Raw genomic sequence first — 13,140 nt, forward strand, 5'->3', positions numbered from 1 at the left:
TCTGGGCGGGCCATGGCTGGCGGTGGCTGCGGACGCCCCAGTAGTCGGATCGACGGGCGCCGGAGTTCCCGCGTCACCGTGTCGTGCGCCACGCGAGGGCCGCCGTGGCCTCGACCGCGTTGACACCGGGACCTCGCGGGCGTTTAAGTTTGGCTACCCTAACTTGGAGGCCGTGTGGAGTTCCTTCGACGACTGCTGCTCCACGAGCGGGTGGCCATCGGAGTCGGGGTGGCCGCCTCCGGCGTGCAGCAGGCCGCGGTGCTGGCGCTGCCCTGGTGCGTCCAGCACGGTCTGGACGAGGGCATCACCCCCGGCGACGGCGCCAGGACCGCGCTGTGGGCCGGGATCGCCACGGGTGTCTCCGTCGTCATGGTCGTGGCCGCGCTCGTCGGGACCTGGTGGTCGAACCTGGCGGCCAACCGGATCGCCCACCGGCTGCGCGCCGACCTGCTCGCCGCGGTGGCCGGGCTGGACCGCTCCGCGCCGTTCGGCCACGGCGACCTGGCCATGCGCGCCACCCGCGACGTCGAGGCGGTGACCACCTGGGTGCAGGGCCTGGCCCGGTGGGCCCGCGTCCTGGTGACCATCGTCGCCGTGATCCCCGCTGTCGCCCTGCTCGATCCCATGCTGCTGGTGGTGCTGGTGGTCTCGATCCCGCTGCTGGGCCTGGTCAACGCCCAGTTTCCCGGCCGGTACCACCGCGCGAGCGAGCGGCTCTCCGCCGCGCACGGCGACCGCGCCGACGCCGTCGAGGACCTGCTCTCGGCCAGTGCCGCGGTGCGCGGCCTCGGCGGCGAGCAGGTCCTGGTGCGCCGCCACCACGCCGTCAGTGCCCACGTCACCCGGCACACCCTGGGCGTGGCGCGGATCGCCGCGTGGTGGGTCTCCGCGCCGCCCGCGGTGCTGCGCGCCGCCATCGCCGTCGGGCTGGCGGTGGGCGGCTTCGCGGCCATCGACGGCCGCATCACCGTCGGCGGCCTGGTCGCGTTCATCTCCTGGATGACCACCCTGACCGTCGCGGTGTCGGTGCTGGTCGACCTGCTGGTCAACCGCGGCCAGGCCCGGGTCGCCGCCGGTCGGGTCGCCGAGGTGCTCGACGCCGTGGCGCCGTCGTCCCCGGTCGTCCTGCCCGAGACCGGCACCCTGGCAGGCACCGGCCTGACCGTCGTCCGCGACGACCGCACGGTGCTCGGCCCGCTGGACATCGCGGTCGCGCCCGGGGAGTTCGTCGCGGTCACCGGCCCGACCGGCTCGGGCAAGTCCGCCCTGGTGCGGCTGCTGTGCGGGGTGGACGCCCCCACCACCGGCACCGTCACCTTCGGCGGCGTCGACCTCGCCGCCGCCGACCCCTGGCCGCGCGTCGGCCTCGTCCCGCAGCGCCCGCTGGTCCTGTCCGGCAGCATCGCCGACAACCTCGCCCTCGACGGCGGCGCCGACCCCGCCGCCATGGCCGAGGTCTGCCGGGTCGCCGCCCTCGACGACTACCTCGCCGCCCTGCCCGACGGCCTGGACACCGCCGTCGGCGAGCGCGGCACCACCCTCTCCGGCGGCCAGGTCCAGCGCCTGGCCCTCGCGCGCGGCCTGCTGGCCCGGCCCGCGGTGCTGCTGCTGGACGACGTCACCTCCGCGGTGGACGTCGAGACCGAGCGGCTGATCCTGGCCCGGCTGCGCGAGCACGCCCCGGACACGGCGATCGTGTTCGTCTCCCACCGGCCCGCCGTGCTGGCCGCCGCCGACCGGATCGTGGAGCTGGGCGTCGGGGTGGTCGTCGGTGGCTGAGGTGCGCGTGCTGTCGGAGGCCCCGCCCACCCGCGGCGTCTACCGGCGCTTCCGGCCGTACCTGCGACCCTTCCGCGGCCGGATCGGGCTGGCGCTGCTGACCACGGCGGCCAGCACGGCGGCCGTGGTCCTCATCGCGCCGGTGATCGGGCGGGCCGTGGACGCGGTGCTGGCGGGCGACCGCGGCGGGCTGTGGACCGCGGTGCTCGTCCTCGGCGGGCTCATCCTGGCCAGGCTGGGGCTGCTCGCCGCCGCGGAGCTGCAGCTGACCAGCGTCGGCGAGCGGGTGGTGCGGGAGCTGCGCGAGCTGGTCGTGGTCAGGCTGGCGCGGGCGCCGCTGCGGTTCGTCGAGGCGCACCGCACCGGGGACCTGCTGCGGCGGGGGACCGGGGAGATCGCCGACCTCGCCCAGTTCGTCCGGGCCAGCCTGCCCGACCTGCTCGGCATCGCCATCGCGCTGGCCATGACCGTCGCCGTGCTCGCGGCGCACTCCTGGCTGCTGACCGGGGTGCTGCTGGTGGTGTTCGTCCCGGCCGTGGTGCTGGTGCTGCGCTGGTTCGGCCGCGACGCCGACGCCGCCTTCGCCGCCAAGGCCGCCGCCGAGGCGACCGCGACCGCCCAGTTCACCGAGTTCGCCACCGCCCGCGAGACGCTGCGCCTCGGCGGCGGGCTCCTGCCGCGGCAGCGCCGCTTCGCCGGGGCCAACGACGCCGTGCTGGCCGCCGCGGGCCGCGCGGTGGCGGTCCGCAACCGGCTGGAGGGCGTGACCCTGCTGGAGGGCCTGGCCACCGCCGCCCTGTTGGGGCTCGGGGTCTGGCTGGTCACCACCGACGCGATCAGCGTGGGCACCGTCGTGGTGTTCGTGCTGGCCACCCGCAACCTGTTCGAGAACATGCTCGGCCTCTCGGAGCTGCTGGCCGAGCTGCGCATGGTGCAGACCGGCCTGGCCCGGCTGCACGACCTGATCGAGGCCACCGACGTCGAGCCCAAGCCCGCGGGCGGCGCGCTGCCGCCGCGCGGGCAGCTCACCGCCACCGGCCTGCGCTACTCCTACGTGGACGGCGCGGACGTGCTGCGCGGCATCGGCGTCGACCTGGCCGCCGGGGAGCGGGCCGGGCTCGTCGGGCAGACCGGGTCGGGCAAGACCACGCTGGCCAAGCTGCTCAGCGGCCTGTACCAACCCGACAGCGGCACCGTGCGCTACGCGGGCGTCGACCTCGCCGACCTGGCCGAGACCGACCTGCGCGCGCGGGTGGTGCTGGTGCCCCAGCAGGTCCACCTCGTCGAGGGCACCGTCGCCGACAACCTCGCCCTGGCCCCCACGGGGCCCGACCGCGCGGCGATGGAGCGCGCCGTGCGCGACCTCGACCTCACCGACTGGGTCGCGGCCCTGCCCGACGGGCTGGACACCCCCGTCGGCAGGCGCGGCGACCGGCTCTCCGCGGGCGAGCGGCAGATCATCGGCCTGCTGCGGGCCGCGCTGGTCGACCCCGCGGTGCTCATCCTCGACGAGGCCACCGCCGACCTCGACCCGCCCACCGCCGCTCGCCTCGAACGCGCCGTCGACCGGCTGCACGGCGACCGCACCCTCATCGTCATCGCCCACCGGGAGGCCACCATCGCCCGCCTCCCGCGCCTCATCCACCTGTCCGACGGCACGAGGAGCGCCACATGAGCACCAACCCCTTCGACGACGAGAACGGCACCTTCACCGCGCTGGTCAACGGCGAGGGCCAGTACTCCCTCTGGCCGACGTTCGCCCCCGCCCCGCAGGGCTGGACGGTCGCCTTCGGCCCCGACACCCGCCAGTCCTGCCTCGACCACATCGAGGCCACCTGGACCGACCTGCGCCCGCGCGGCCTCGCGGCCAAGATGGACGCGCGCCAGTAAGTTGGGTGAGTGCGGATAGCGACCTGGAACGTCAACTCGGTCAAGCAGCGCGTCCCCCGGCTGCTGCCCTGGCTCGACGAGCGCGAGCCCGACGTGGTGTGCCTGCAGGAGACCAAGCTCTCCGACGAGGCGTTCACCGACCTGCTCGGCGCGGAGTTCGCCACCCGCGGCTACGCCGTGGCCGGCCACGGCGAGGGCCAGTGGAACGGCGTGGCCCTGCTGTCCAGGGTCGGCCTCGACGACGTGGTCCTCGGCCTGCCCGGCGCGCCCGGCTTCCCCCACCAGGAAGCCCGCGCGGTCTCGGCGACCTGCGCGGGCGTGCGCGTCCACTCGGTGTACGTGCCCAACGGCCGGGACCCCGACTCCGACCACTACCACTACAAACTCGCCTGGCTGGCCGCCCTGCGCGTGGCCGTGGCCCCGGATGTCGAGTCCACAATGGTCTGCGGCGACGTCAACATCGCCCCCACCGACGCCGATGTCTTCGACCCGGCCGCCTTCGCGGGCCACACCCACGTCACCGCCCCGGAACGCGCCGCCCTGGCCGAACTCCAGGCGCTGGGCCTGCACGACGTCGTGCGCGAGCGCTGGCCGGAGGAGCGGGTGTTCTCCTACTGGGACTACCGGGCGGGCATGTTCCACCAGAACCTCGGCATGCGCATCGACCTCATCCTCGCGGGCACCCCGCTGCGCGAGCGCGTCCGCGCCGCCTGGGTCGACCGCCAGGCCCGCAAGGGCACCAAACCCAGCGACCACGCCCCGGTGATCGTCGACCTCGACGAGGCGCCCGACGGCGACATCGGACCCATGGTCCCCCCACCCTCGGCAGGCGCTCCCCGCCGCGGCGGCCGCAAACTGCCCCAATCGACCTGAGCCCGGCCCTCGCTCTCCGGCCGCCGCGATGCCCGACCGATGCTTCGCGGGTTCACCCCATCGATAAACGTCAGCCGAATCCGCGGTCTGGCGGTGGTGAAGCGGTTCGCCGAGGCGCTGAGCGATGGCGGCTGTGGTTGGCGTCGGCGGACTGACTGCTCGGCGCGTCACTGGAATTCGGCTGAGCCCGCGGTGTGGGCGGCGGTGAAGGCGGGTTCGCCCAAGGCGGCGGTTGCCGTGGCGGTGACGCGGTCGACGTCGCCGCGTTCGGCAGGGGGGAGGGGGACACCGACCGAGGCGCGGGCGGCGGCCGCGGTGCCGAGCAGGCGGGCGGCGCGTTCGTGGTCGCCCGCGAGCGCGGCGGTGCCCGCGAGCCCTTCCGTGGCCAGGGCTATCGCGCGTGGGTCGCCGACCTCTCGCGCGGCGGCCAGACCTGCCTGGTGGTACCGGAGCGCTTCCCTGGCGTCGCCGCGGAGTTCGGCGACGAAGCCCAGTTCGGCGAGGATCAGGGTGGCGCCTGCCTCGAACCCCACGTCGCGGTGCCAGGCGAGGATGCGGTGGAGTCGGCGCTCGGCGTCGGCCAAGCGTCCCGCGCGCCGGTCGGCGAGGGCCAGGCCGGTCTCGGCGTACATCTCCGCGGGCGTGCACCCGTACTCGGCGGCCATGGCGCGGGCGCGCTCGTGGTGGGCGTCGGCCTCGGCGATGTCGCCCATCAGCAGCGCCACCCGACCCAGCCAGGACAGCGTGTACGACATCTCCGGCCACAGCTCCAGCTCCCCGGCCAGCCCGAGCCCCGCCCGGTGGACCTCGGCGGCCCGCTCGTAGTCACCCCTGAGCTGGGCGAGGACCCCCTGGGTGAACGTGGCCTGCAACCGGCCCCACCGGTCGCCGACCGCGTCGAACAACGCGGTGGCGCGGTCGGCGCAGGTGCGGGCGAGGGTGAGGTCGCCTTTGGTCATGGCGTGGCTCATGCCGTCGATGAGGGCCGCCGCGATCCCCCAGTCGTCTTGGAGCACGGCGAAATCCGCCGCCGCCCGCGAGGTGAGCCGCTCGCCGCCTGCCATGTCGCCCACTGTGGACTGCACGTAGCCGAGGAACCAGCAGGCCCGCGCCCGCGGCGCCGGGTCCGCGATGGCCAGGGCGGCGGACAGGGTCTCCTGCTCCGCGCGGACGCCCGCGAGGACGCCGAACCCGGCGGCCCACGCCGCCACGCCCGCCCGCGCGTCGGCCGAGCCGCCGGGCAGCGCGAGGGCCGCGGCGAAGAGCCGCCGCCCCTCCGCGAACCGACCGCGCAGAAACCAGTACCACGCCAGGGCGTCCACCAGCCGCAGCGCCTCGTCAGCCGCGCCCAGGTCCACGAACGTCTCCACGGCCAGCCGCAGGTTCGCCGCGTCCGCGTCGAGCCGGTGCAACCACTCCCGCTGGTCCGCGCCGCGCAGCAGTGGGTCGGCCCGCTCAGCCAGGCCCAGGTGGAACTCCGCGTGCCGCAGCCGGACCCCGGCGTCCTCCCCCGCCTCGGCCAGCCGGGCGCGGCTGTACTCCGCCACCGACTCCAGCAGCCGGAACCGCGGCCCGCCCACGACCAGCGACCGGTCCACCAGCCGGGCCAGCAGGCCCAGCACGTCCGCGGCCTCCACCCCGGCCCCCGCGCACACCGCCTCGGCCGCGTCCAGCGCGCACCCGTCGACGTGCACGGCCAGCCTGCGCAGCACGGCCCGGTCGGCGGCGGGCAGCACGTCCCAGCTCCAGTCGATCATCGCCCGGAGCGTGCGCTGACGGGCCGGGGCGTCGCGGTGCCCGGTGTCCAACAGCCGGAACCGGTCGTCCAAGCGCTCCAGCAGGACGTCGACACCCAGCGCCCGCACCCGCGTCGCGGCCAGCTCCAAGGCGAGCGGCAGCCCGTCAAGCCGCAGGCAGACGGCCCCCACGGCCCGCGCGTTCGACGCCGTCAGCTCCAGCCCCGCCCGCCGCAGGAACAGCCGCACCGCGCTGAACTCCCCGATGGCCCTCAACTCCGCGGTGCTGGTCTGCGCCGTGTTGGACTGCGCAGCGCTGGGCTCCGCAGCGCTGAATCGCGTGGTGCCAGGCTTCGCGGTGTTGGGCCCTTCGGCGCTGAATTCCCCGGTGAGACTGTCCGGGTCGGGCACCTCCAGCGGGGGGACGACGTACAGGGTCTCCGCGGCCAGGCCCAGGGACTCTTGGCTGGTGGCCAGCACCCGCAGTCCTGGCGCGGCGCCCAGCCACGTCGACACCAGGGGGGCGAGGGTGTCCACGACCCGTTCGCAGTTGTCCAGCACCAGCAGCATTCGGCGTCCGCGCACCGCGTCGGTGACCGTGCTGTCCCCGCGTACGCCGAGGACTCGCGCCACCGCGTCGGCCGGGTCGCTCTCGGCGCGGTCCAGGCCTGCCAGTTCGACCAGCCACACGCCGTCGTCCGCCTCCCGTGTCGGGACCGGGTTGTCGGCCTGCCCGCTGTCCGCCGCCTGCCGCGCGGCCTCCAGGGCGAGGCTGGTCTTGCCGACCCCGCCCGGCCCGGTGAGCGTCACCAGCCGCGACCCGGTGAGGAGCTTGTCCACCTGCCGCAGCGCTTCCGCGCGGCCGACCAGCTCGGCCACCGGCGCGGGCAGGTTGGTGCGCGGGCGCCGCGGGCGCGTCGGGAGGCGGTGGCTGAGGATCGCCTGGTGCAGCTCGGCCAGGGCCGGGCCGGGTTCCAGGCCCAAATCCTCGGCGAGGGCTCGGCGCAGGTCGGCGTGGCTGTTGAGGGCGTCGACCTGGCGGCCCGCCTCGTAGAGCGCGCGCATGTGCAGCCCGCGCAGCCGCTCGCGCAGCGGGTGCCTGGCGACCTCGGCCGCGAGGTCGTCGGCCACCCCCGGGTCGCCGGACTCCAGCCGGGCCAGCGCCCAGTCCTCGACGGCGGTGAGCCGCTCGCCGTCCAGCTCACGGGCGTACGCCACCGCGAACGGCTCGTCGGCGACGTCGGCCAGCACCGGGCCGCGCCACAGCGCCAGAGCCGCGCCGAGCAGGTCCACCCGCCCGGCCGCCCGGGCCAGCAGCGCCCGGAACTCGCGCACGTCGGAGTCCGCCACCGCCAGCGCGTACCCGCCGGGCCGGTGCTCGACCACGGCGCCGGGCTCGGCGGCGGCCAGCGCCCTGCGCAGCTGGGACACCTTCGTCTGCAGCGTGTTGGCCGGGTTGCCGGGCGGATGCGCGCCCCAGATGTCCTCGACGAGCCGCTCGGGCGGGACCGGCCGTCCGTCGCGCACCAGCAGGGCCGCCAGCAGCAGCCGGACCTTGCGCTCGGGGACGGCCACGGGCCGCCCGTCCGCCGTCCACACCGCGAGCGGCCCCAGCACCCCGAATCGCACGCGGCCACCGTAGCGCCGCCCACCGACACGTGCGCCGACCCGCAGCGATCCGTGCGCGGCGATGGGGACAGTGGTGCTCAAGGCAGGACAGAAGGAAGTGGGACGGACAAATGACTGGCAAGCAGCTGACCCTGATCGGCCTCGGCCCGATGGGCCAGGCGATGGTGGGCAGGTACCTGGAGGCCGGGTACCGGGTGACCGTGTGGAACCGCACCGCGGGCCGCGCGGACGGCGTGGTCGCCAAGGGGGCGATCCGGGCCGAGACCGCCGCCGACGCGGTCGCGGCGAGCACGCTGGTGCTGCTGAGCCTGACCGACTACCAGGCGATGTACGACATCCTCGACGGCGTCGAGCTGGCGGGCCGCACCGTGGTCAACCTCAGCTCGGACACCCCGGCCGCCTCCGAGGTCGCGGCCGCGTGGCTCGCCCAGCGCGGGGCCGAGCTGATCGTCGGCGGCGTGATGGTGCCCGCGCCGCTGGTTGGCGACGACGCGGCGTACGTGTTCTACAGTGGACCGCGCGCGGTGTTCGACGCCCACGCCGCCGCGCTCGCGGTCATCGGCAGGCCGGACTACCGCGGCGCCGCCCACGGCCTGGCCCAGCTGTTCTACCAGGCCCAGCTCGACATCTTCCTGACCAGCCTGGCCGTGACCCTGCACGCCTTCGCCCTGGTCGAGTCCGCGGGCGTGTCCCCGAAGGAGTTCGCCCCCTACGCCGCCGAGAACTTCACCTCGATGCCGATGTACATCGAGGAGACCCTGCGCAACGTGCTCTCCGGGGAACACCCGGGGGAGGAGGCCAACGTGATCATGATGGGCGCCACCGCGGCGCACATCGTCGGCACGAGCCGGGCGGCGGGGGTGGACACCGCCCTGCCCGCCGCGGTCCTGTCGCTGTACGACCGTACGATCGTGGCGGGCCGCGGCCGGGAGAGCTGGTCGGCCCTCTACGACGCCATCACGTGGCCCAACGTCCCTGGAGCCTAGGACGCGGCCATGCCGTAGTGGCGCTCGATCCGCAGCCGCAGCACCATCCGCTTCTCGGCGACCATGCCCGCGCGGTACTCCGCCCAGTCCGGGTGCTCGCCCCGGAGGTCGCGGTAGAGCCGCACCAGCTCCTCGACGGCGGCGTCGTCGGGCTCGGCGGCCACCTCGGAGAACTCCGCGGTTCCCTCGACGACCAGGTAGGACCAGCCGTCCTCGGCGGTGACGTAGTACGACGCGCGCGGGTCGCGGCGCAGGTTGGCGGTTTTCGCCCGACCGTCGGTCACCGAGACGCGCAGGGTGCGGCTCTCGGCGTCGTAGTGGTGCAGGACGTTGGACAGCTGCGGGCGGCCGTCCTTCTTGAGCGTGACGAGCGCGCCGAAGGGGCGGGTGCGGAGCAGGTCCAGCAGAGCGTCATCGGTCATGCCCACAGTCAACCCGCTTCGGCCGCTTCCGCACCTCGAACACGCGCCAAGGGACACGCGCCAGGGGCACACGCGCCAAGGGCCCACCGCGTGCAGCGGCGGGCCCTTGGCGGGGATGGATCAGCGGTTGGTCATGCCGGGACCACGGGTGTGGTGGTGGTCGCCGGGCACTCCGTTGTCGCGGACGGGGTTGTCGCGAAGGGAGTTGTCGCGGACGGGGGTGTCCCCGACAGTGCCGTCCCGGAAGGTGTTGTCCCGGTGGGAGCTGTCGCGGTAGGTGTCCTCACGCGGGGCGCCGTGCCGGACGGTGCCATCACCAGCGGTGCCGTAACCGTTGGCGTCGGTGCGGGCGCCCTGGGCGTAGACGCCCTCGTGGTTCGACCGGTCGGCCGGGTCGCGGCGCAGCTTCTCGGCGTCGTGGCGGCCGTGGTCCTGGGTGGGCACCTCGGTGGTGTTGGTGTTGTCGGCGTGGTCGCCCGGGGCGGCGACGACCGTGCGCCCGGTCCCGGCGGTGAAGCGGCCGAGGGCCACCGCGGCCAGGAACACGATCAGCGTGCCGAGTCCACTGTGGAACACCAGGTCGGTCGCCACGCGGACCCCGGTGGCAGCGGCCAGCGGCTCACCGGCGGCGGGCTGCCCGCCGTTCCACATCGTGCTCACGATGGGACCGAGGACGAACCAGGCGCCGCCCAGCGCCGCCATCCAGCCCCAGAACACACCGCCGGCGCGCTGCGCGGTGGCGATGAGGCCCAGCCCGCCCAGCACGACGGCCACACCGGGCACCAGGCTCAGCAGGAACCAGCCGCCGGTGAACTGCCACGGCGAGTCCGTGCCGTAGGACATTCCCAAGTACGGCCCGAAGAGCGGGACCGTCGCTCCCCACAGGCCCAGCAGGACCACGAGGAACCCGTTGACAACTCCCCGCCGCCGAGGAACCCGTCCCACGTCCTCTCGGTGCGTGGTTTCGATATCTGCCCTGGTCATCTCGAATGTTCCTCTCGACAGGCATTGGCTACCGAGTGGATACCCCGCCCCGGGCCCACTGAACCAATTCGCCCACCAGCCGGTCGGGTGACCCTCACCAGGTGCTGTTGACCAAGCCGGTGCCGAGGTACACCTGGTCGAACTCGTTGCCGTCGTTGTCGTCGGTGTAGGCCAGCACGACCTGCCCCCACGGGGTGACCGCCATCGCGGGCTCGTCCTGGCGGCCGGTGACGACGGTGTGCACCCGCAGGCGGGGCAGCCTGCCCGCCACGGTGCCGTCGGGGTTCAGGCCCTGGGCGTGGATGTCGCCGCCCTCGGCCCAGGCGACGACCGCCGAGCGCTGGTCGTCGATGCCCACCTGCGGGTCCGCGCCGGGCACGACGGTCTCCGGACCGGCCGACCCGGTCGCGGTGAACGAGCGCGCGCCGACCTGCGCGGTCCCGGTGTGGTCGGTCTCCCAGGCGATGGCGAAGTCGCCGTTGAAGTTCGCCGCCACCGCGGGGCGGCGCTGGTGCCCGCCGGAGGACGCGTTGGCCACCGCCTGGGCGAGCTTGACCCCGCCCGTGGGGGTGATCGCCTTGCGGGCGACGTTGAACACGCCGTTGCCGTCGCCGTCCTCGTCCCAGGCGACGATGGCGTTGCCCGCCGCCCCCATGGCCACGTCGGGCCGCTGGTGCGTGCCGCCCGCGGCGTGCGCCTGGACCTCGTAGGACTTCGAGGCCACCGACGCGAACCCGGCCACCCGCACGGTCGGCGCGGTGGTGTCCTGCACGTCCTCGAAGGCGACGGCGAACCCGGTCCCGTCCGGGTCGGCCGCGACCGCCGCGTCGAGCTGCTGGCCCGCGGCGTCGGCGTTGGCACGGGCCGACCCGGTGACGGTGCCCGCGGTGTTCACCGTGCGCACCGTGATGTTGTAGAAGCCGTTGCCGTCGGGGTCCTCGGCCCAGGTGACGACCGCGTTGCCGTTCTCGTGCAGCGCGACGTCGGGCCGCACGTGCCGCCAGTTCCCGCTGCCGCCGGTGGACAGCTTCTTCTCGTAGAGGGACACCCCGTCGCGGAACAGGCGCAGGAACACCTCGCTGTGCACCGGGTCGCCCGGGTTCGTCGAGTCGCGGTCGTCCTCCCAGACGACGGCGGTGTAGCCGGTGCGCACTGACGAGAGCGCCGCGTTGTCCTGGTCGCCGGTGGCCACGCTGTTGGCCGCCGTCCAGGTGATGTCGGCGGCCGTGGCGCCGTCGGCGACCGCGGTCCCCGCGAACGCGAGCGTGAACGCCAGGGCGATGAGCGTGCTGCGCATGGTTCTCCCGTTCACGGCGCCTGGAGGCCGGGGTTCCCGGCCTCGATGACATAGGTCTGGACGGTCCTGACCGGGTAGTCGCGCGCGGTGACCCGGTCCAGCGCGCGGAAGTCCACGGTCAGCTGGGTCGGGGTGGCGACGGTGCGGACGTAGCCGCGCTGGTTGCGGTAGAACTTCACGTGCGGGTTGCGGCTCGACAGGCCGGTCTCGGTGGCGCTGCCGTCCCCGCCCGAGGTGATCGACGTCGTCACCAGCTCGGTCCCGATGACCCGGTTCTGGGTGGTGTAGTCGTCCATGATGTCGCCTGCCCACGAGCGGTGCACGTCGCCGGTGAGCACGACGGTGCTCGTGTTGCCGCGGGCCTGCCAGCCCCGCTGGATGCGGGTCCGGCTGGCGGTGTAGCCGTCCCAGGAGTCCATGCTCTTGGCCCCGTCGGCCGAGGCCAGGCGCTGGGCGAAGAACACCTGCTGGCCGATGAGGTCCCAGGTGCCGAGCCGCTGGCCGAGCCCGTCGAGCAGCCACGACTCCTGCGCCGCGCCGGTCAGCGTGCGGGCCGGGTCGTCGGCGGCCGGGCACACCTTGGTGCCGTCGCCGCACGCCTGGTCGCTGCGGTACTGGCGGGTGTCGAGCATGTGCAGCGTGGCCAGGCTGCCCCAGCGCACGCGCCGGTAGAGCAGCAGGTTCTCGGCGACCGGCGCCTGGGCCGGGCGCAGCGGCATGTGCTCGTAGTACGCCTTGTACGCCGCGGCCCGCCGCGCCCGGAAGTCCCCGGCCGGGCTGCTGTCGTTGCGGATCAGGGACGCGTAGTTGTTCTCGACCTCGTGGTCATCCCATACGGTCAGCCAGGGCGCGGCGGCGTGCGCGGCCTGGAGGTCGACGTCGGTCTTGTACTGGGCGTGGCGCACCCGGTAGTCGGCCAGGGAGCTGATCTCGCTGCTCGGCGCGTGCGCGCGGACGCCGGAGGAGCCCGCGCCGCCCTCGTAGAGGTAGTCGCCCAGGTGCAGGATCAGGTCCGGGCGCTCCTCGGCCATCCGCCGGTAGGCGGTGAAGTACCCGGCCTCGTAGTGCGAGCAGGACGCGAACAGCATCGTCAGCGCGGGGCTGGTGCCGACGGCGGGGGCGGTGCGGGTCCGGCCGACGGGGGAGATGTGCCCGCCTGCCCGGAAGCGGTACCAGTGCTCCCGGCCCGGCTGCAGGCCCGCGACCTCGACGTGCACGCTGTGCGCCCAGCTCTGGGTGGCGGTCACCGACCCGGTGCGGGCCAGTTGGGTGAAGTGCTGGTCGGTGGCCACCTGCCACTCCACGGTGACCGGCGCGCTGGACATCCCGCCCAGCCCGTCGCCGTTGAGCGGGCTGGGCGCCAGGCGCGTCCACAGCACGAACCCGTCCGCGGCGGGCTCGCCGGAGGCGACGCCGAGGGTGAACGGGTAGGCGGCGGCCCGGGCCGCGGTGGCGCTGACCAGGGTGGCTCCCGCGCCCGCGAGACCGCCGATGAGGAACGTCCGTCGATGCAGTCGGCTCATGTGACATGTTTACGACCAATG

10 protein-coding genes are annotated in these 13,140 nt (G+C 74.5%); 5 read left to right on the plus strand and 5 right to left on the minus strand.

All coding sequences use genetic code 11. From position 1 onward, the window contains the following. Nucleotides 1–174 precede the first annotated feature (174 nt). From ACTG9Q_RS25305 to ACTG9Q_RS25320, 4 genes are read left to right on the plus strand one after another with little or no spacing between them, the layout of a single operon-like run. Entirely contained in the window at nt 175–1,779 is a 1,605-nt protein-coding gene (locus ACTG9Q_RS25305; protein ID WP_455575384.1) for an ABC transporter ATP-binding protein, read from the plus strand. Next, nucleotides 1,772–3,454, plus strand: coding sequence for an ABC transporter ATP-binding protein (locus ACTG9Q_RS25310; RefSeq protein WP_455575385.1), 1,683 nt, complete (start codon nt 1,772–1,774; stop codon nt 3,452–3,454). Before ACTG9Q_RS25305 ends, ACTG9Q_RS25310 begins: the two co-directional genes overlap by 8 nt. Next, nucleotides 3,451–3,669: an MbtH family protein gene (locus ACTG9Q_RS25315; protein ID WP_455575386.1), complete on the plus strand. Its 219-nt coding sequence runs from the start codon at nt 3,451–3,453 to the stop codon at nt 3,667–3,669. Before ACTG9Q_RS25310 ends, ACTG9Q_RS25315 begins: the two co-directional genes overlap by 4 nt. Nucleotides 3,670–3,678: 9 nt before the next feature. Then, a complete protein-coding gene (locus ACTG9Q_RS25320; RefSeq protein ID WP_455575387.1) occupies nt 3,679–4,542 on the plus strand; it encodes an exodeoxyribonuclease III in 864 nt (287 codons plus the stop codon). A 167-nt stretch (nt 4,543–4,709) separates the two neighbouring features. On the opposite strand, the gene ACTG9Q_RS25325 is transcribed toward ACTG9Q_RS25320, so the two are convergent. Then, nucleotides 4,710–7,907 carry a BTAD domain-containing putative transcriptional regulator gene (locus ACTG9Q_RS25325; RefSeq protein ID WP_455575388.1) on the minus strand — a complete coding sequence of 1,066 codons (3,198 nt, stop codon included), beginning with the start codon at nt 7,905–7,907 and terminating at the stop codon, nt 4,710–4,712. Nucleotides 7,908–7,936: 29 nt separating this feature from the next. On the opposite strand from ACTG9Q_RS25325, the gene ACTG9Q_RS25330 reads away from it, so the two are divergent. Continuing rightward, the gene (locus ACTG9Q_RS25330; RefSeq protein WP_455575389.1) at nt 7,937–8,893 is read left to right on the plus strand and encodes an NAD(P)-dependent oxidoreductase; all 957 of its coding nucleotides are present in this window, start codon (nt 7,937–7,939) and stop codon (nt 8,891–8,893) included. On the opposite strand, the gene ACTG9Q_RS25335 is transcribed toward ACTG9Q_RS25330, so the two are convergent. The 4 genes from ACTG9Q_RS25335 to ACTG9Q_RS25350 all read right to left on the minus strand — a co-directional run bounded on the left by ACTG9Q_RS25335 (nt 8,890) and on the right by ACTG9Q_RS25350 (nt 13,119). After that, the gene (locus ACTG9Q_RS25335) at nt 8,890–9,315 is read right to left on the minus strand and encodes a PPOX class F420-dependent oxidoreductase (protein WP_455575390.1); all 426 of its coding nucleotides are present in this window, start codon (nt 9,313–9,315) and stop codon (nt 8,890–8,892) included. The two genes, ACTG9Q_RS25330 and ACTG9Q_RS25335, sit on opposite strands and share 4 nt — an antisense overlap. Nucleotides 9,316–9,435: 120 nt before the next feature. Then, nucleotides 9,436–10,299: a hypothetical protein gene (locus ACTG9Q_RS25340; RefSeq protein WP_455575391.1), complete on the minus strand. Its 864-nt coding sequence runs from the start codon at nt 10,297–10,299 to the stop codon at nt 9,436–9,438. A gap of 94 nt (nt 10,300–10,393) precedes the next feature. Further along, entirely contained in the window at nt 10,394–11,596 is a 1,203-nt protein-coding gene (locus tag ACTG9Q_RS25345; RefSeq protein WP_455575392.1) for a hypothetical protein, read from the minus strand. An 11-nt stretch (nt 11,597–11,607) separates the two neighbouring features. Continuing rightward, on the minus strand, nt 11,608–13,119 hold the full coding sequence (locus ACTG9Q_RS25350; protein ID WP_455575393.1) for an alkaline phosphatase D family protein: 1,512 nt from the start codon (nt 13,117–13,119) through the stop codon (nt 11,608–11,610). Between the last annotated feature and the right edge of the window lie 21 nt (nt 13,120–13,140).

The organism is Actinokineospora lacus (assembly GCF_053813445.1).

What these genes read in the sequence shown, in the direction of transcription:
- ACTG9Q_RS25350 (WP_455575393.1), bottom strand. Translation starts at nt 13,119, where the DNA reads ATGAGCCGACTGCATCGACGGACGTTCCTCATCGGCGGTCTCGCGGGC.
- ACTG9Q_RS25315 (WP_455575386.1), top strand. Translation starts at nt 3,451, where the DNA reads ATGAGCACCAACCCCTTCGACGACGAGAACGGCACCTTCACCGCGCTG.
- ACTG9Q_RS25345 (WP_455575392.1), bottom strand. Translation starts at nt 11,596, where the DNA reads ATGCGCAGCACGCTCATCGCCCTGGCGTTCACGCTCGCGTTCGCGGGG.
- ACTG9Q_RS25335 (WP_455575390.1), bottom strand. Translation starts at nt 9,315, where the DNA reads ATGACCGATGACGCTCTGCTGGACCTGCTCCGCACCCGCCCCTTCGGC.
- ACTG9Q_RS25340 (WP_455575391.1), bottom strand. Translation starts at nt 10,299, where the DNA reads ATGACCAGGGCAGATATCGAAACCACGCACCGAGAGGACGTGGGACGG.